This is a genomic window from Nocardia sp. GCM10030253, from assembly GCF_042675075.1.
Taxonomy (GTDB): Bacteria; Actinomycetota; Actinomycetes; order Mycobacteriales; family Mycobacteriaceae; genus Nocardia.
This window is the reverse complement of sequence record NZ_JBHTDL010000012.1, coordinates 119489-135274: the sequence shown is the minus strand read 5'-3', so window position 1 is coordinate 135274 and position 15786 is coordinate 119489. Positions and strand designations below refer to the sequence as shown.

General features: G+C 64.8%; 18 protein-coding genes and 4 tRNA genes. 16 read left to right on the top strand and 6 right to left on the bottom strand.

The window, feature by feature from the left end:
- Nucleotides 1-62: 62 nt before the first annotated feature.
- Nucleotides 63-569 (top strand): DUF2505 domain-containing protein, encoded by a 507-nt coding sequence (locus tag ACFQZZ_RS26895; protein ID WP_378686347.1) that lies wholly within the window; start codon nucleotides 63-65, stop codon nucleotides 567-569.
- Nucleotides 570-634: 65 nt separating this feature from the next.
- Here the strand turns inward: ACFQZZ_RS26895 and ACFQZZ_RS26890 are convergent, their stop codons facing one another.
- Genes ACFQZZ_RS26890 through ACFQZZ_RS26880 form a run of 3 tightly spaced genes read right to left on the bottom strand, consistent with a single transcriptional unit; the run spans nucleotide 635 to nucleotide 2848 of the window.
- On the bottom strand, nucleotides 635-1072 hold the full coding sequence (locus tag ACFQZZ_RS26890) for a VOC family protein (RefSeq protein WP_378686346.1): 438 nt from the start codon (nucleotides 1070-1072) through the stop codon (nucleotides 635-637).
- 56 nt (nucleotides 1073-1128) lie between these two features.
- The gene (locus ACFQZZ_RS26885; protein ID WP_378686344.1) at nucleotides 1129-1542 is read right to left on the bottom strand and encodes a helix-turn-helix transcriptional regulator; all 414 of its coding nucleotides are present in this window, start codon (nucleotides 1540-1542) and stop codon (nucleotides 1129-1131) included.
- A gap of 4 nt (nucleotides 1543-1546) precedes the next feature.
- Complete coding sequence (locus ACFQZZ_RS26880; protein ID WP_378686343.1) at nucleotides 1547-2848, bottom strand: geranylgeranyl reductase family protein; 1302 nt, start codon at nucleotides 2846-2848, stop codon at nucleotides 1547-1549.
- A 206-nt stretch (nucleotides 2849-3054) separates the two neighbouring features.
- On the opposite strand from ACFQZZ_RS26880, the gene ACFQZZ_RS26875 reads away from it, so the two are divergent.
- Nucleotides 3055-4077 (top strand): polyprenyl synthetase family protein, encoded by a 1023-nt coding sequence (locus tag ACFQZZ_RS26875; RefSeq protein ID WP_378686342.1) that lies wholly within the window; start codon nucleotides 3055-3057, stop codon nucleotides 4075-4077.
- A gap of 219 nt (nucleotides 4078-4296) precedes the next feature.
- A complete protein-coding gene (gene htpX, locus ACFQZZ_RS26870; RefSeq protein ID WP_378686340.1) occupies nucleotides 4297-5172 on the top strand; it encodes a zinc metalloprotease HtpX in 876 nt (291 codons plus the stop codon).
- A 26-nt stretch (nucleotides 5173-5198) separates the two neighbouring features.
- Here htpX and ACFQZZ_RS26865 read toward each other — a convergent pair whose 3' ends face one another.
- Nucleotides 5199-5669 carry a MarR family winged helix-turn-helix transcriptional regulator gene (locus ACFQZZ_RS26865; protein ID WP_378686338.1) on the bottom strand — a complete coding sequence of 157 codons (471 nt, stop codon included), beginning with the start codon at nucleotides 5667-5669 and terminating at the stop codon, nucleotides 5199-5201.
- A gap of 123 nt (nucleotides 5670-5792) precedes the next feature.
- Here ACFQZZ_RS26865 and ACFQZZ_RS26860 point away from each other — a divergent pair, with 123 nt between their 5' ends.
- The gene (locus tag ACFQZZ_RS26860) at nucleotides 5793-6809 is read left to right on the top strand and encodes a nitroreductase/quinone reductase family protein (RefSeq protein WP_378686336.1); all 1017 of its coding nucleotides are present in this window, start codon (nucleotides 5793-5795) and stop codon (nucleotides 6807-6809) included.
- Here ACFQZZ_RS26860 and ACFQZZ_RS26855 read toward each other — a convergent pair whose 3' ends face one another.
- Nucleotides 6810-7301: a YajQ family cyclic di-GMP-binding protein gene (locus ACFQZZ_RS26855; protein WP_378686335.1), complete on the bottom strand. Its 492-nt coding sequence runs from the start codon at nucleotides 7299-7301 to the stop codon at nucleotides 6810-6812.
- 170 nt (nucleotides 7302-7471) lie between these two features.
- Here ACFQZZ_RS26855 and ACFQZZ_RS26850 point away from each other — a divergent pair.
- From ACFQZZ_RS26850 to rplA, 10 genes are all read left to right on the top strand, one after another.
- A tRNA-Tyr gene (locus ACFQZZ_RS26850) sits at nucleotides 7472-7554 on the top strand.
- 211 nt (nucleotides 7555-7765) lie between these two features.
- A tRNA-Thr gene (locus ACFQZZ_RS26845) sits at nucleotides 7766-7838 on the top strand.
- A 71-nt stretch (nucleotides 7839-7909) separates the two neighbouring features.
- Nucleotides 7910-7985 (top strand) — tRNA-Met (locus ACFQZZ_RS26840).
- Nucleotides 7986-8027: 42 nt separating this feature from the next.
- Nucleotides 8028-8198 (top strand): 50S ribosomal protein L33, encoded by a 171-nt coding sequence (rpmG, locus tag ACFQZZ_RS26835; protein WP_378686333.1) that lies wholly within the window; start codon nucleotides 8028-8030, stop codon nucleotides 8196-8198.
- Between the two features lie 268 nt (nucleotides 8199-8466).
- Nucleotides 8467-9534 carry a fused (3R)-hydroxyacyl-ACP dehydratase subunits HadA/HadB gene (locus tag ACFQZZ_RS26830; RefSeq protein ID WP_378687103.1) on the top strand — a complete coding sequence of 356 codons (1068 nt, stop codon included), beginning with the start codon at nucleotides 8467-8469 and terminating at the stop codon, nucleotides 9532-9534.
- A gap of 237 nt (nucleotides 9535-9771) precedes the next feature.
- Nucleotides 9772-9844, top strand: a tRNA-Trp gene (locus tag ACFQZZ_RS26825).
- 29 nt (nucleotides 9845-9873) lie between these two features.
- Nucleotides 9874-10263, top strand: a complete 390-nt coding sequence (gene secE, locus ACFQZZ_RS26820; protein ID WP_378686331.1) for a preprotein translocase subunit SecE — start codon at nucleotides 9874-9876, stop codon at nucleotides 10261-10263.
- A 150-nt stretch (nucleotides 10264-10413) separates the two neighbouring features.
- Nucleotides 10414-11211, top strand: coding sequence for a transcription termination/antitermination protein NusG (gene nusG, locus ACFQZZ_RS26815; protein WP_378687101.1), 798 nt, complete (start codon nucleotides 10414-10416; stop codon nucleotides 11209-11211).
- Nucleotides 11212-11264: 53 nt separating this feature from the next.
- Entirely contained in the window at nucleotides 11265-11699 is a 435-nt protein-coding gene (gene rplK / locus ACFQZZ_RS26810; protein ID WP_328406571.1) for a 50S ribosomal protein L11, read from the top strand.
- Between the two features lie 82 nt (nucleotides 11700-11781).
- A complete protein-coding gene (gene rplA / locus ACFQZZ_RS26805) occupies nucleotides 11782-12495 on the top strand; it encodes a 50S ribosomal protein L1 (protein ID WP_328406570.1) in 714 nt (237 codons plus the stop codon).
- Between the two features lie 170 nt (nucleotides 12496-12665).
- Here rplA and ACFQZZ_RS26800 read toward each other — a convergent pair whose 3' ends face one another.
- Nucleotides 12666-14288 (bottom strand): MFS transporter, encoded by a 1623-nt coding sequence (locus tag ACFQZZ_RS26800; protein WP_378686329.1) that lies wholly within the window; start codon nucleotides 14286-14288, stop codon nucleotides 12666-12668.
- Nucleotides 14289-14729: 441 nt separating this feature from the next.
- Between ACFQZZ_RS26800 and rplJ the strand changes: the two genes are divergently transcribed.
- Together rplJ and rplL are read left to right on the top strand one after the other, a co-directional pair.
- Nucleotides 14730-15275 (top strand): 50S ribosomal protein L10, encoded by a 546-nt coding sequence (rplJ, locus tag ACFQZZ_RS26795; RefSeq protein ID WP_378686327.1) that lies wholly within the window; start codon nucleotides 14730-14732, stop codon nucleotides 15273-15275.
- Nucleotides 15276-15340: 65 nt separating this feature from the next.
- On the top strand, nucleotides 15341-15715 hold the full coding sequence (gene rplL / locus ACFQZZ_RS26790; protein ID WP_378686325.1) for a 50S ribosomal protein L7/L12: 375 nt from the start codon (nucleotides 15341-15343) through the stop codon (nucleotides 15713-15715).
- Nucleotides 15716-15786 lie beyond the last annotated feature (71 nt).

The window sequence follows — 15786 nt, the reverse complement described above, 5'->3', positions numbered from 1 at the left end:
CAGACTGGCTGGTTTCCGACACCGCAACAGGCTACGTGTCGCCTCCGATACCGTGTGCGCCCATGTCCCGAAAATTCAGCTTCACCGTGCCCTACACCGTCCCGGTCGAAGATCTTCACCGGGCACTCACCACCGACGCCGTCTGGCAGTCTCGGTTCGCGGACGCCAAGACCGCCACACTCGAGCTTTCGCATCCCGGCGGTGCTGGCACGATCCGCATCCACATGACCGAAAAGGCAAGCAAGGACAAGGTTCCCAGCGTTGTCGGCAAGGTGCTCAAGAGCGAGCTCGTGCTCTCGCGCACCGACAACTGGCAGGCACTCGACGGCGAGATCGCCAAGGGCACTTTCGAAGGTTCCACCGGGGGCATCACTACCGAGATGTCGGGCAACTATGAACTTCGCCCCACCGCCGAGGGCTCGGAGATCGAGGTCGTCGGCACCGTGCGGGTCAAGGTGCCGCTGGTCGGCGGCGCCATCGAGCCGCTGGCCGAGCAGCTGTATCACCGGGTGCTCAACAGCGAACGCAAGTTCTTCGAGGAGTGGCTGGCCACCCAGGCCACCGCCTGACCCGACACCGACTTCGTCCGCCGTCGCCCCGGCGAAAGCCGGGGCCAGTCGGGCGGCGCCGTTGGTTATGCGAAGGCCTGCGGATCGAATTCCTTCGGCTCCACCAGCACCAGCCAGTTGCCGGAGTTATCGCGAATGATCGCCTCGGTCCCGTAGGGCCGTTCCGCGGGCGGCTGGATGAACTCGACGCCCTTGCCGGTGAGCTCTTCGAAGGCCTTCTGACAATTCTCGGTCTTCAGACCGAGCGCGCCGTGGGTGCCGTTGGCAAGCGCCCGCCTGATCGCATCGGCGAGGTTGTCGTCCAGCGGCGGGCCTGGAACCATCAGCGTCACCTCGAGCTCGGTGTGATCCGGGTGCGCGACGCTGACCCAGCGAAAGCCGTTCTCACCCATGGTCACGTCGCTGATCTCGACGAATCCCAGCTTGTCGATGTACCACTGCTTTGCTGCGTCCTGGTCGGTGACGTACACGGTGACCAGTGAGACGTTCGAAATACTTGTCATGAGCACAGGCTATTGCCGCAGCACACCGCGTGGCTTCTCCGAAATTGCGGTGCTCGTCAGTTCGGCGGTTTGCGATCGGACAGCCCGTGCATGAACACGTAGCACCCCGGAATCCGCGGCGCCCCGTCGGCGAATTCGGCCTGATACTCCGACGGTGTCACCCCCACCAGCTGGCGGAACTTGCTGCTGAAAGACCCGAGACTGCTATAGCCGACCAGCATGCACACCTCGGTCACCGTCAGATTCGTCGCACGCAGCAGATCCTGCGCCCGCTCGATCCGCCGCTCCGCCAGATACGCAGCGGGCGTCTTGCCATACACCGCCGCGAACGCCCGCAAGAAATGAAACTTGGAAACCCCTGCCGCGGCGGCCAATTCATCGAGATTCAACGGATCGGCATAATTCCGATCCACGAGGTCACGCGCCCGCCGCAAATGCGGCAGCAGATACAGCGCGGGCAATCCGGTCATGGCGTCAGCTGAACGGCGCGAGTTCGTCGAAGCGCATGGAGGCCCGGCCGGCGGCGCGCCAGGCCCGTGCCGTCATGTCCACGTCCTCGTCGGTGACCAGGTTTCCCATCACGCGAACCGCGGTGCGCTGCAGGTACTTCGACCGCATCACCGGCGGCCCGCCCACCGGCACCATGCGTGGATGGGTGGCGAGCCCGGCGATCCGCCGCGCCACCGAGAAGGTCCGCCCGTAGCGCGCACGCAGCAGTTCCGGCCAGACCCGGGTGAGATCCGGCTCGTCCAGCAGTTCGGCGAGCATGTGCCCGCCCTCCAGGCCGTAGTCGATGCCCTCACCGTTGAGCGGATTCACGCAGCCCGCCGCATCGCCGATCAGCACCCAGTTGGGTCCCGCGACATTCGAGACCGCGCCGCCCATCGGCAGCAGCGCCGAGGCGACGGCCCGCAGTGAACCTTCGAACTGCCATTCGTCGCGCCGCAGCGAGGTGTAGTGCTCCAGCAGCGGTTTCAGCGCGATATGCGAAGGCCGTTTCTCGGTGGCCAGCGATCCGACGCCGATATTCACCTCGCCATTGCCGAGCGGGAACACCCACCCGTAGCCAGGGACCAGCTCGTTGTTCGCGTCGCGCAGTTCCAGATGCGAGGTGATCCACTGGTCGTCGCTGCGGGCGGACTTGATGTACGCGCGGGCCGCGACGCCGTAGGCGTACTCCCGATGCCAGGTACGGCCGAGCAGCTTGCCGATCGGCGAACGCACACCGTCTGCGACGATCAGCGTGCGGCAGCCGATCGACCGGGTGCCCTCGGCTGTCTTGACCGTCACAGCGGTGACCCGGTCGCCCGCACGGGTGACATCGACCACTTTCGTGCCGTCCAGCATTCTCGCTCCGGACTTGACCGCGGTCTCGCGCAGCTTGTCGTCGAGTTCGGTTCGGGGAACGGCACTTCCGTAGGTGGGGAAGGAGCCGCTCGGCCACGGCAGCAGCGCCTCGCGACCGAAGCCGGTCATCCGCAGACCGTGGTTCACCGTATGCGCGCGCAACCAGTCGCCGAGCCCGAGGTGTTCCAGCTCCGCCGTCGCACGTGGGGTCAAGCCATCACCGCAGGTCTTGTCGCGCGGGAAGACGGCGGAGTCGGTGAGCAGCACGTCACGGCCCGCCCGCGCGGCCCACGCGGCGGCCGCCGACCCGGCCGGTCCCGCACCGACCACGAGCACTTCGGTCCTCGCGGGCAGCGCGCTCGGCACATCTGCGTGACCGGCCCGAGCATCCCCGTCGCGGCCTGCGGGTGTGACATCCGGTGAACCCATGCGCTCAATACTTACAGGGCAGTCTTGTAGGTGTCGACGGTGCCCACGTCACTACGGAACCTCAGCTGGGACGATGCGGTCGTCATCCATGGAAAACAATGTGCGAAAGTGTCTGATACGCCGCATAGTGACGGTGTTCATGGGCCATTCGGCGGGGACACGCTAGGTTCTTTACCGTGGGGTCGGACGCATCGCTGGGAGAAGAAATGAGCGCAATTGCTGTGAGCGGCGAGAGCACGGTGGTGGCTGGGGTCGATCTCGGTGATACCGAGCTCGCCTCGACGGTGCGTAACGGCCTGGAAAACGTCGAAAAACTCCTGATCGACGAGCTGTCCGACGGTGAGATCTTCCTACAGGAAGCAGCGCTGCATCTGGCCAAGGCAGGCGGCAAGCGGTTCCGCCCGCTGTTCACCATTCTGACCGGTCAACTCGGCCCACGCCCGACCGATCCCGCACTGATCACCGCAGGCACCGTCGTCGAGCTGGTGCATCTGGCGACCCTGTACCACGACGACGTGATGGACGAGGCCTCGATGCGCCGCGGCGCTCCGAGCGTGAATTCGCGCTGGGGCAACAACATCGCCATCCTGGCAGGCGACTATCTCTTCGCGCACGCGTCACGGCTCACCTCCACCCTCGGACCCGACGCGGTGCGGATCATCGCCGAAACCTTCGCCGAACTGGTGACCGGCCAGATGCGCGAGACCATGGGCGCACAGGATTCCCAGGACCCGGTCGAGCACTACCTGCGCGTGGTGTGGGAGAAGACCGGCTCCTTGATCGCCGCCGCCGGCCGTTTCGGCGGTACCTTCTCCGGTGCCGACGACGAACACGTCGAGCGGCTGGCCCGCCTGGGTGACGCGGTCGGCACCGCCTTCCAGATCTCCGACGACATCATCGACATATCCTCGGCCTCCGAGCAGTCCGGCAAGACGCCGGGCACCGACCTGCGCGAGGGCGTGCACACCCTGCCGGTGCTCTACGCGCTGCGCGACGAGGGCGCCGAAGGCGACCGCCTGCGCAAGCTGCTTGCGCACCCGCTGGAGACCGACGGCGAGGTCGAGGAGGCGCTCGGCTTGCTCGCACGCTCGCGCGGCATGGTGCTCGCCAAGGAAAAGCTGCAGGGCTACGCCGACATCGCCCACGCCGAACTGTCCGCACTGCCCACGGGTCCCGCCAACGACGCACTCGAGCGTCTGGTCCGCTACACCATCGAACGCGTCGGTTAGAACGACCCGAACCCGGCAAGGTCACATTTCCATCAGGAACCTTTGCCCGGACCTCATCGTTGGCCTGGTGTAATGCAATCAGTGACGCGGTGGCGGCAACTGATTTCGTGAGCACATGGGTAACTCGCCGGATGCGCCAAGAACCCCGACCAGGCACTCGACGTAGGACCAAGTCTCGCGGCGCTGACTCGTATGGCCTGAATACGCGGAGAGGCGGAAATGCACGGGTATGCGAATGGTTTGAAGACGTTCGGGCTCATGGTCGGCCTTTCGGCCCTGATCGTGTTCGCCGGGGCGATGTTCCGCAGCCCGACGATCCTGATCCTGGCGATTGTGCTGGCCGTGGGTATGAACGCCTACGCGTACTTCAACAGCGACAAGCTCGCGTTGAAGGCCATGCACGCGCAGCCGGTCAGCGAGCTCGAAGCCCCGGTGATCTATCGCATCGTGCGCGAGCTCGCGACCACCGCGCGCCAGCCGATGCCACGGCTCTACATCAGCCCGACGAATGCCCCCAACGCGTTCGCCACCGGCCGCAGTCCCCGGCACGCGGCGGTCTGCTGTACCAGCGGCATCCTGCAGATCCTCGACGAACGCGAACTGCGTGCCGTGCTCGGCCACGAGCTGTCGCACGTCTACAACCGCGACATTCTGATCTCCTCGGTCGCAGGCGCGCTCGCCGCGGCCATCTCCGGCCTGGCCAACCTTGCCTTCTTCGCGTCGATGTTCGGCGGCAATCGCAATGGCGGTGGCCCCAACATGCTCGGCGTACTGCTGATTTCGCTGCTCGGCCCGATCGCGGCGACCCTGGTCAAACTGGCCGTCTCCCGCTCTCGCGAATACCAGGCCGACCAATCCGGCGCCGAACTGACCGGCGACCCATTGGCGCTCGCGTCGGCACTGCGCAAGCTGGAGCGCGGCGTACAGGCCGCTCCGCTGCCCCCTGAGCCGCAGCTGACGGCCCAGTCGCACCTGATGATCGCCAACCCCTTCCGCGCAGGCGAGAAGGCAGCTCGCTGGTTCTCCACCCACCCGCCGATGGCCGACCGCATCGCCCGCCTCGAGGAAATGGCAGGCGGGCCGCGGAACTACTGACGGGCATCGCGTCGGGACCGGCGCGGTCAGTCGTGCTCGGCCGTGAGCTCCTGCTCGTACGCGCGAAAGGTGTCGACGAACGTCTGCCGTTGCTCGGCCGTCAACGGTTCCAGCACCTTGCGCCAGGCTCGCGCGCTGCCGCCGAGCCAGTCGTTGACCGATTTCTCGTGCGCCGCAGCGATTCCCACTATGGTGCGGCGCCGGTCGGCTTCGTCGGGGTTGCGCTCCAGCACGCCGTGCCTGCTCAGCTCGCTCACCATCAGGCTCACGGTGGTCGGCGCCACTTCCAGCCGCGCGGCGAGCGCGTTCACCGTCATCGGCCCTTCGAAAACCAGGTTGGCCAGCAGCGATAAATGTCGAGGCGCGAGCGAGAAGGACCGCAATTCGTCGGGAACTCCGAGCCGTTTGGCACGCCCGACCACGCGTGGCATGAGCAGTAAAAGCGCGCGGATCCCGTCGTCGACCTCGAGCCCGGCCGTCCGCTCATCGGTTGACATCGTCGACACCTCTCAATAGCCTTTGGTTGCAAAGTAATTTTGCTTGCAAAGCAAAGTCGATCCTCTCGAACCAGGCTAATACCAGCGGTCGCCGGCCTCCACCGGCGATCCGAAAGGGTGACCATGAGCGACGCGCAGCCGACATCGGCGGGCAGCTTCAACGACGCGATCATCGAGGAGTTCCGCGAAAACGCTGGGCAGGTCGGCGGAATGTTCGCGGGCGCGCCCCTCGTCCTGCTGACCACGACCGGGGCAAAAAGCGGGCGGCGCCACACGACGCCCGCCGTCTACTTCCGTGACGGGGACCGGATCCTGGTGTTCGGATCCAATGCCGGCGCCGATACCCATCCAGCCTGGTTTCACAATCTGCGGGCAAACCCAGAGGTGACGGTGGAGATCGGGCGTGACGGCGCCGTCGAGACCTACCAGGCGAGCGCGGTCGTGCTCGAGGGCGAGGAGCGGGATCGCCACTACGCCGAGCAGGTCGAGCGTGATCCCGCCTTCGCGGCCTACCAGGCGGGGACGACGCGGATCATTCCCGTTGTCGCCCTCGGTCGTCACCGGCGGTCATCGATCGGTCGACGGGGCGTCCTGCTCGGCGCGGTCGTCACGGCGACCGTCGCGGCAGGTGTCTCGGCGGCAGTCATCGAATCGGGCTCCAGCGCGCCGAAAAGTCCTGCCGCACAACGTGTTTCCGCAATCGGCGACCACCTGCGCAACGTCCACGGACAACTGCGCCGCGATCTCGCCGCGGTCCGCGCCGAATTCGACGCGTACCTGGACGCGCCGGGAGCGACGGCGATGCCGAGCCTGCCGAACGAGCTGCGCGGGCACTGCGTCGCGTTCTGTGGTGCGCTGCACGAGCACCACACCAACGAGGACGGCGTGTTTCCCGCGCTGGCCCGGCAGCATCCCGAATTGGCTCCGGTCGTGGAGCGCCTGCAACGCGAACACGGCGTCGTCGCCCGTGTGCTGAGTGAATTGCAAGGTCTGCTCGACCGGGGCGACGCTCGCGACGCGGCCCGGTTGCGCGCCGAATTCGGCCGTCTCGCAGGCGATTTGGAAACCCACTTCGCCTACGAAGAAGACACCCTGGTCGAGACCTTGAATGCGACGGACCCGGCTACGTTGCGGCGGTGACTATCGGTAGTTGACGAACTGCAGCGCGATACCGAAATCCTCGCCCTTCAGCAGGGCGATGATCGCCTGGAGATCGTCGCGCTTCTTGCTGCTCACGCGTAGTTCGTCGCCCTGGATCTGCGCCTTGACGCCCTTGGGGCCCTCGTCGCGGATCTTCTTGGAGATCTTCTTCGCGTGCTCGGTGTCGATGCCCTGCACCAGCGTCCCGGTGATCTTGTAGGTCTTGCCGGAGGCGACGGGCTCGCCCGTCTCGAACGCCTTGAGCGAGATGTCGCGGCGGATCAGTTTCTCTTTGAATACATCGAGCGCGGCCTTGACCCGCTCCTCGGCTTCGGCGGTCAGCACGATCTTGTCCTCACCGGACCACTCGATGGTCGCGCCGGTGCCGCGGAAGTCGTAGCGGGTGTTCAGCTCCTTCTCCGCCTGATGCAGCGCGTTGTCGACCTCCTGTCGGTCGACCTTGCTGACAACATCGAAAGACGAATCGGCCACACTTCGCTCCTTGTCCTGGCGGGTCCTACGGCTCACGGTGACCGGTTGACCGGTCACCGTTAGTTCTACCCCGGAGCGTGACCGTAGTCCCGTCGCATGGCCGATGGCCAGCCGGTTTGCATTCGGGGTGCGGGTTCGTTGTATTCTGCTCTGCGCACCGAGAAGTGCATGGCAGATTGCCCGAGCGGCCAATGGGAGCAGACTGTAAATCTGTCGGTGAAAGCCTACGTAGGTTCGAATCCTACATCTGCCACCGAAACCCCCCGTGGATCGAGATCGATCCGCGGGGGGTTTTGCTTTGCCCAGAGTGTTTTGTGGTTCAGTAGCGCTCATCGCCACGGCGGCCGCTCGCAAAAATGCCTCTGACCACACGGTTTGGTGGTGAGAGCTCTGAGTGTGTAATCTCGTTCAAGACTTCGCCGCGCCGGGGTTGCGATCCAAGATCTTGGTGCGGATGTAGTCATGCCCCCTTAGCTCAGTCGGCAGAGCGTTTCCATGGTAAGGAAAAGGTCAACGGTTCGATTCCGTTAGGGGGCTCGCCGGATTGCCGGTGGTGACCGACTCGGCATCTCCAAGGTTGGGCGCGGCACCAGGCAATGCGACCCCGTGGCGGTGTAGCTCAGTCGGTAGAGCAAACGACTCATAATCGTTGTGTCGCCGGTTCAAGTCCGGCCATCGCTACCAAAACCGATCAGACCATCTGGTTGACCCGAAAGAAGGAATATCGTGGCCGCGAAGTCCACCGATGTCCGGCCAAAGATCACCTTGGCCTGCGAGCAGTGCAAGCACCGCAACTACATCACCAAGAAGAACCGGCGCAATGACCCGGATCGGCTGGAACTGAAGAAGTTCTGCCCGAACTGCGGCACACACCGGGCACACAAAGAATCCCGCTAGTCCGCCACGCGTGCCGCTGCCGCGTGGATCGACTCCGGGAGATCGAGTCCCGGTTACTCGGGCTGTGACAACTGCGAGGGCCGGACGTATGTCCGGCCCTGACGCATTTTCACGGTGTCGAGTGCGGTGGGGTGAGTGAGCATGCGAGCGAACCGATCGACACAGCCGCCAATGCGGTCACGACGGCGCAGAGCCTCAGCGAGGCGTAGTCGTGAACGCTCCGCCGACTCCGGCAGCGGGGTCAGATAGGTACAGTCCTCCCGTGACAATCAATACCGGTACAGACGAAGCGGTCGCAATGGATGAGACTTTCGATCCGGCGGCGCACGCGGCGGCCATGGTCGGTCACCACTACCGCGTCGACGACTACTACGAGGTCGGCCGCGAGAAGGTCCGCGAATACGCCCGCGCCGTGCAGGACTATCACCCGCTGCACTGGGAAGAGGATGTCGCGCAGGAGTACGGCTATGACGGCCTGCTCGCCCCGCTGACCTTCATCTCCCTGGTCGGCATCCTGGCGCAGCGCAAGCTGTTCGAGCAGATCGTCACAGGCTATGACCTGAGCCAGATCATGCAGACCGACCAGATCCTGGAATTCCATCGGCCGATCAAGGTCGGCGACCAGCTGACCTGTGACGTCTTCCTGCACTCGTTCCGGCAGGCGTTCGGTGGCGACATCATCGTCACCAAGAACATCGTCACCGCGCAGGACGACGAGGTGGTGCTCACCACCTACACCACCCTGATCGGGCGTAGCGGTGGCGACATCGACCCGAACCTGCAGGGCGCGGTCCGCAACGTGCTGATGCACGGCATCGGCGAGGACGCTCCCGACCACCACCCGCGCACCCCGGCTCCGGATGCCCCGGCGCCCGTGCCGGTGACCACGATTCCCGACACCGCACCGAGCAAGCACGCGCTGGTGTTCGACGAGGTGTCCGTCGGCGATGAGCTGCCGCCACGCACCGTCCGGCTGACCCGTGGCGACCTGGTGAACTACGCGGGCGTCTCCGGCGACGCGAACCCGATCCACTGGAGTGACGAGGTCGTCAAGCTCGTCGGTCTGGACAACGTGGTCGCGCACGGCATGCTCACCATGGGCCTCGGTGGCGGTTTCGTCACCTCGTGGCTCGGCGATCCCGGCGCGGTCAAGGAGTACAACGTCCGCTTCACCAGCCCGGTCTACGTGGGTTCCGACGAGCCTGCCGAGATCGAGTACACGGGTAAGGTGAAGTCGGTGGATCCGGAGACGCGGACCGCGGTCATCGCCATCGTGGCGAAGTCGGTCGGCCGCAAGATCTTCGGCCGCGCGACCGCCACGGTGCAACTGGTCTGACCTGGTCGGCTCGCCCTGATTGGCAAATGGCGCGGACGGTAACGTACACTCAGGTTTCTGGGGTCACCAGCCGTTGCGCGCTGCTCTGTAGGGCTGGTTCCAGGCGATCCGGAGGAATTACTCCGAAGGATCGCCGACGGGGCCGGCAACTGCTGGAGCGGCGCGCGTGTTGTGTGACACCAGAACTGCACAACTGAATACCGAACAGTGGTTGGACAGCCAACACCGTCCAATCAAAGGGGCGTAGCTCAACTGGCAGAGCAGCGGTCTCCAAAACCGCAGGTTGCAGGTTCAAGTCCTGTCGCCCCTGCCCTGGATGCCAGCGACGAAAGGATCGACGTGAGCGACGAGCGGGATACTCGCCACGGCGCGCATGCGGCCGACGATGGCGATGACACCGCCGCGGTGAGTCGGCCGAGCGGCAAGCGGTCCGCCCGGCGGTCTCGCAACGCGTCCGATACGGGCACGGTCGCCACCATCGAGCGGCCGTCGCTGAACAAGGCAGCCAAGAAGACCGATCGGGCCGAGCGCAAAACGGGTAACCCGTTCAAGCGCTTGATCAAGTTCCTCCGCGAAGTGGTCGCGGAACTGCGCAAGGTGATCTGGCCCAACCGGAAGCAGATGGTCACCTATACGAGCGTTGTTCTGGTGTTCGTGATTTTCATGGTCGCGTTCATCAGCGGGTTGGATCTGGCGTTCATCAAGGGTGTCAACTGGCTGTTCGGCTAGCTGAACGTCGCTAGCGACTGCTTGCAGGTCGCTCGAAACGATCGGCCGGTAGCCTATCCCGGGGCGGACACTGGCGGAGTGATATTCCGTCACGCGCCCGGCCCCGGCACGCAGAGGATGTACGTGACGACACAGGAAGCGAGTGCCCCAGTGAGCACCCCGGAGAACGACACAACCAACGAGTTCCCGGTCGACGACGCGGTGGTCGAGGCCACCGACTCCGTCGAGGAATCCGCGACCGTCGAAGAGTCTGTGGTCGACGAATCCGAGCCCGCTGATAACGAGCCCGCCGCCGAAACCGCCCCCATCGATGCCGAGCCCGCCGATCCCGTCGCCGAGATGAAGGCCGCGCTGCGTCGCGCCCCTGGCGACTGGTACGTCATCCACTCGTACGCGGGCTACGAGAACAAGGTCAAGGCCAACCTCGAGACCCGTGTGCAGAACTTGGACCTGGAGGAGTACATCTTCCAGGTCGAGGTGCCGACCGAAGAAGTCACCGAGATCAAGAACGGCCAGCGTAAGCACGTCAATCGCAAGGTGCTGCCCGGCTACATCCTGGTCCGGATGGAACTCAACGACGAGTCGTGGGGCGCGGTGCGCAACACCCCCGGTGTCACCGGATTCGTCGGCGCGACCTCGCGCCCGTCGCCGCTTTCCATCGACGACGTGGTGAAGTTCCTGGTCCCGGCCGCGCAGCAGCAGAAGAAGCCCGCTGCCGCCGCTGCCGCGGGCGCCGAGGGTGGCGCCACCGATGTCGTCTCCAAGCCGACCATCGAGGTCGACTTCGAGGTCGGCGAATCGGTGACCGTGATGGACGGCCCGTTCGCGACGCTGCCCGCCAGTATCTCCGAGGTCAACGCCGAGCAGCAGAAGCTCAAGGTGCTCGTGTCGATCTTCGGCCGCGAGACTCCGGTCGAGCTGGCGTTCACTCAGGTCGCGAAGATCTAAGACCACCCCAAAACTTGCAAAGAGCAAGGAAAACAGACACCTAGGAAAGAAAGATGCCCCCCAAGAAGAAGAAGCTCGCCGGGATCATCAAGCTTCAGATCCAGGCCGGCCAGGCGAACCCCGCCCCCCCGGTGGGCCCCGCGCTCGGTCAGCACGGCGTCAACATCATGGAGTTCTGCAAGGCGTACAACGCCGCGACCGAGTCGCAGCGTGGCAACGTCATTCCGGTCGAGATCTCGGTGTACGAGGACCGGTCGTTCGACTTCAAGCTGAAGACCCCGCCCGCTGCCCGGTTGCTGCTCAAGGCCGCCGGTATCCAGAAGGGTTCGGCCGAGCCGCACAAGACCAAGGTCGCGAAGATCACCATGGACCAGGTCCGGGAGATCGCCAAGACCAAGGCGGAAGATCTCAACGCGACTGACATCGATCAGGCGGCGAAGATCATCGCGGGTACCGCTCGCTCGATGGGCATCACCGTCGAGGGCTGAGCGAACTCGCTCCTCCACCCCGGGTGGGAGGGCCGGCCAGGCCCGATAAACCACTTCTGAACCAGAACAAGGACAGAGAATCATGGCAAAACGAAGCAAGGCGTATCTCGCCGCGGCCGAGAAGGTCGATCGCGATCAGCTGTACTCCCCGCTCGCCGCCGCGCGGCTGGCCAAGGAGACCGCCACCACCAAGACCGACGCGACCGTCGAGGTTGCCGTTCGTCTCGGCGTGGATCCCCGTAAGGCCGACCAGATGGTCCGCGGCACGGTCAACCTGCCGCACGGCACCGGTAAGACCGCCCGCGTCATCGTGTTCGCGGCCGGCGAGAAGGCCGCCGAGGCCGAGGCTGCCGGTGCGGACGCCGTTGGCGCCGAGGACCTGATCGAGCGGATCCAGGGCGGCTGGCTCGATTTCGACGCCGCGATCGCCACCCCGGACCAGATGGCGAAGGTCGGCCGGATCGCGCGTGTCCTCGGACCGCGTGGCCTGATGCCGAACCCGAAGACGGGCACGGTCACCAACGATGTGACCAAGGCCGTCAACGACATCAAGGGCGGCAAGATCAACTTCCGCGTCGACAAGCAGGCCAACCTGCACTTCGTCATCGGCAAGGCGTCGTTCGACGACACCAAGCTGGTGGAGAACTACGGCGCCGCGCTCGACGAGATCCTGCGCGCCAAGCCGTCGACCGCCAAGGGCCGCTACGTCAAGAAGGTGACGGTGTCGACGAACACCGGACCGGGCATCCCGGTGGACCCGAACCGCACCCGCAACCTCCTCGACGAGGATGCGTAAGTAGCACCAGGCATTACACCGCAACGGCGGGAACGCGAATCGCGTTCCCGCCGTTGCGCGTTTCCTGGGAGTGCGCGGCCGGACTAATCCACACGCGATGGTCGTTGCTTCTCGGGAAGGAGCCGCCGCGACCCTGGTGACTGTTCTGGGCTATGTGGTGAGCGAGTTGCCTAGTCGGATGAATCTTCTTGATTTCCCGCCGTTTTCCGCCACCCGAGCAGCACCGACTCGCCTTCTTGCGCGCCCCACGGCAGGAAGAGCGCGACGATCACCGCGCAAACGACCACCGCACTGGCGGCCACCAGGGACGCCGCGTGCGAACCTTGCAGCGCGGCGGTCTTCATCGCCGTGATCAGATTCTCGCGCTGTGCTTCGAAGAATGGGGCCAACTCCCGTTTGCGCATTTCCAGCACGCTGAGCGGACTTGCCTTCACCAGACTCCGCTCGTTGGCGTCCATCATCCCGGCGGGTACGCGGTCGATGAGCGGCGAAACGCGAGTTGTGTAATACGACGCCACAATTGAGCCCAGCACCGCGACACCGAGGGTGCCGCCGATCTCGCGGGTGGTGTCGTTGACCGCCGAACCCGCGCCCGCCTCGTCGAGCGGCAGTGACGACATGATCGATTCGGTGGCCGGGCCCTGCACGATGGCCAAGCCGAGCGCCATCGACACCATGGACGGCAGCACATCGGTGAGGTACGGACTGTCGACTGTCACCTGACCGCCCAGGTAGAGGCCGAGACCGGTGAGCAGCAGGCCGAACACGATTACGGGCGTGCTGCCGAGGCGCTGGGCGAGCAGCGTCGCGATCGGGGCTCCCACCGCCACCGAGAAAGCGAACGGCAGTGAGGCGATGCCGAATTCGAGCGGTGTGTATTCACGCACCCCTTGGAAATACTGGGTAATGAGGAACAAGAACCCGAACATCGAGAAGTAGCCGATCGCAATCGACAAGGCGGGCAGCGAGAATCGGCGATTGCGGAACAGCGTCATATCGAGAATCGGTGCGCTGGTACGCAGTTCCCATGCGACGAACGCGGCAAGCAGTGCGACGCCAAGTGCGCCGGTGCCGAGCGTGGTCACCGACGTCCAGCCGAAGCGCGGCGCCTCGATGATCGACCAGACCAGCAGCGTGATGCCCGCGATGGACAACCCGATTCCTGCCGGATCCAGCCGCCCTACCTGCGAGGATCGTGATTCGGGCACCCAGATCAGCGTGGCGACCAGGGCGACGAGCGCCACCGGAACGTTGATCCAGAACACCGAATGCCACGAAAAGTGTTCCAGCAGCCAGCCTCCCGAGATAGGGCCGATGGCAATCGCGAATCCGGCCATGGCGGTCCATGCGGCGATGGCAAGGGCTCGTTCGCGTCGATCGGTGAAGATATTGATGATGAGTGCGAGCGTCGCGGGGAAGACCGCGGCGGCGAACACACCCATGGCGGCGCGGGCGGCGATGACGCTGCCCATGGAGTCCGACAGTGCGCCGGCGATCGACATGACGGCCACGCCGACCAGGCCGATCATCATCACGCGCCGCCGCCCGTAGCGGTCGCCGAGATTGCCGAAGGCAAGCAGCAGCCCGGCAAAGGTCAGCGTGTACGCGTCGACGACCCATTGCAGGCCGCTGACGCCCGTGGCGAGTTCGACCCCGATCGACGGCAGGGCCACATTGACGATGGTGTTGTCGAGGACGACCAGCAGTTCGGCGAGGCAGATCACGGCGAGCGCGGCGAAGCGGTGCGCGCGTCTTTCCAGCAGCGCCGGTGGATCGACTATGGAGGTTGCCATAGTTCAGCAGTCAAGCAGTAACTGTCACCGTTGGTAACACTTTTCTAGGGCGATATCGGCCACACTGCGGCATGAAATGTGATCCGGCACACAACAATTCGGGACGAAATTGGGCTCGATTCGGCGGTCGAGGGGGCCGTTTTGGCAGATGGCGACCCTTGCAGGTACTCTGGGCGACAGTTATCGACGAGTTCGATCGCTACCCAATCCGTTCTACCGAAGACCGTTGGTCGCCGTTCCCGTCTGGGTTCGGTCGAAGGTCCGGCAATAGCCGGCGGCCCACGCAGGGAGATCTGAGGCTGGGAATTGGTCCGAGTATTACTCGGGTCGATCCTCTATTACGCCCCGGAACGCTCTGCGTTCGGGGCGTTCGCTTTATCGCTGGCCCCTGGTGCTTGGTAGTTCGTATATACGAACCGACATCCAGAGAGGAGGCGAAGTATGGCAAAACCCGAGAAGGTCACTGCGGTCGAAGAGATCGCGGAGCAGTTCAAGAGCTCGACCGCCACCGTTGTCACGGAATACCGTGGTCTTTCGGTCGGCAAGCTCACTGATCTGCGTCGCGCGCTCGGCGCGGGCGCCACGTACTCCGTCGCCAAGAACACCCTGGTCAAGCGTGCGGCCGCGGAAGCGGGCGTCGTGGGCCTGGACGACTTGTTCGTCGGACCGACCGCCATCGCCTTCATTCAGGGCGAGCCGGTCGACGCAGCGAAGGCCATCAAGACCTTCGCCAAGGACAACAAGGCGCTCATCATCAAGGGCGGGTACATGGACGGCAATGCGCTGTCCGTTGCCGAGGTCGAGAAGATCGCCGACCTCGAGTCCCGCGAGGTGCTGCTGGCCAAGCTGGCCGGCGCGATGAAGGGCAACATGGCGAAGGCCGCTGGTCTGTTCAACGCTCCCGCTTCGCAGGTGGCCCGTCTGGCCGCCGCGCTCGTGGAGAAGAAGCAGGCCGAATCCGGTAGCGAAGCCGCTGCCGCTGAATAACCCCATGCGGGTGATTCGCGTGCGGCTCGCCCTCATAGACATCAACTACCGAAAGGAACAACATCATGGCCAACGTTGACGAACTGCTCGAGACCTTCGGCAGCATGACCCTGCTCGAGCTGTCGGACTTCGTGAAGAAGTTCGAAGAGAAGTTCGAGGTCACCGCCGCTGCTCCCGTCGCCGTCGCCGCTGTCGGCGCCGCGCCGGTCGAGGCCGCTGAGGAGCAGGACGAGTTCGACGTCATCCTCGAGGGTGCGGGCGACAAGAAGATCCAGGTCATCAAGGTGGTCCGTGAGATCGTCTCGGGCCTGGGCCTGAAGGAAGCCAAGGACCTGGTCGAGGGCGCCCCGAAGCCGATCCTGGAGAAGGTCGCCAAGGACGCCGCCGAGGCTGCCAAGGCGAAGCTGGAAGAGGCCGGCGCCAAGGTCTCCGTCAAGTAATACTCGCTGTTTCGAGCGACATGCGATTCAGTCGCTAGCGACTGAATCGCCGAACGGGCGGTCCCTATTGG

Bases quoted from the DNA above. Each gene is read 5' to 3' on its own strand.
- ACFQZZ_RS26895 (WP_378686347.1), top strand. From the start codon at position 63: ATGTCCCGAAAATTCAGCTTCACCGTGCCCTACACCGTCCCGGTCGAA.
- ACFQZZ_RS26890 (WP_378686346.1), bottom strand. From the start codon at position 1,072: ATGACAAGTATTTCGAACGTCTCACTGGTCACCGTGTACGTCACCGAC.
- ACFQZZ_RS26885 (WP_378686344.1), bottom strand. From the start codon at position 1,542: ATGACCGGATTGCCCGCGCTGTATCTGCTGCCGCATTTGCGGCGGGCG.
- ACFQZZ_RS26880 (WP_378686343.1), bottom strand. From the start codon at position 2,848: ATGGGTTCACCGGATGTCACACCCGCAGGCCGCGACGGGGATGCTCGG.
- ACFQZZ_RS26875 (WP_378686342.1), top strand. From the start codon at position 3,055: ATGAGCGCAATTGCTGTGAGCGGCGAGAGCACGGTGGTGGCTGGGGTC.
- htpX (WP_378686340.1), top strand. From the start codon at position 4,297: ATGCACGGGTATGCGAATGGTTTGAAGACGTTCGGGCTCATGGTCGGC.
- ACFQZZ_RS26865 (WP_378686338.1), bottom strand. From the start codon at position 5,669: ATGTCAACCGATGAGCGGACGGCCGGGCTCGAGGTCGACGACGGGATC.
- ACFQZZ_RS26860 (WP_378686336.1), top strand. From the start codon at position 5,793: ATGAGCGACGCGCAGCCGACATCGGCGGGCAGCTTCAACGACGCGATC.
- rplK (WP_328406571.1), top strand. From the start codon at position 11,265: ATGCCCCCCAAGAAGAAGAAGCTCGCCGGGATCATCAAGCTTCAGATC.
- rplA (WP_328406570.1), top strand. From the start codon at position 11,782: ATGGCAAAACGAAGCAAGGCGTATCTCGCCGCGGCCGAGAAGGTCGAT.
- ACFQZZ_RS26800 (WP_378686329.1), bottom strand. From the start codon at position 14,288: ATGGCAACCTCCATAGTCGATCCACCGGCGCTGCTGGAAAGACGCGCG.
- rplJ (WP_378686327.1), top strand. From the start codon at position 14,730: ATGGCAAAACCCGAGAAGGTCACTGCGGTCGAAGAGATCGCGGAGCAG.
- rplL (WP_378686325.1), top strand. From the start codon at position 15,341: ATGGCCAACGTTGACGAACTGCTCGAGACCTTCGGCAGCATGACCCTG.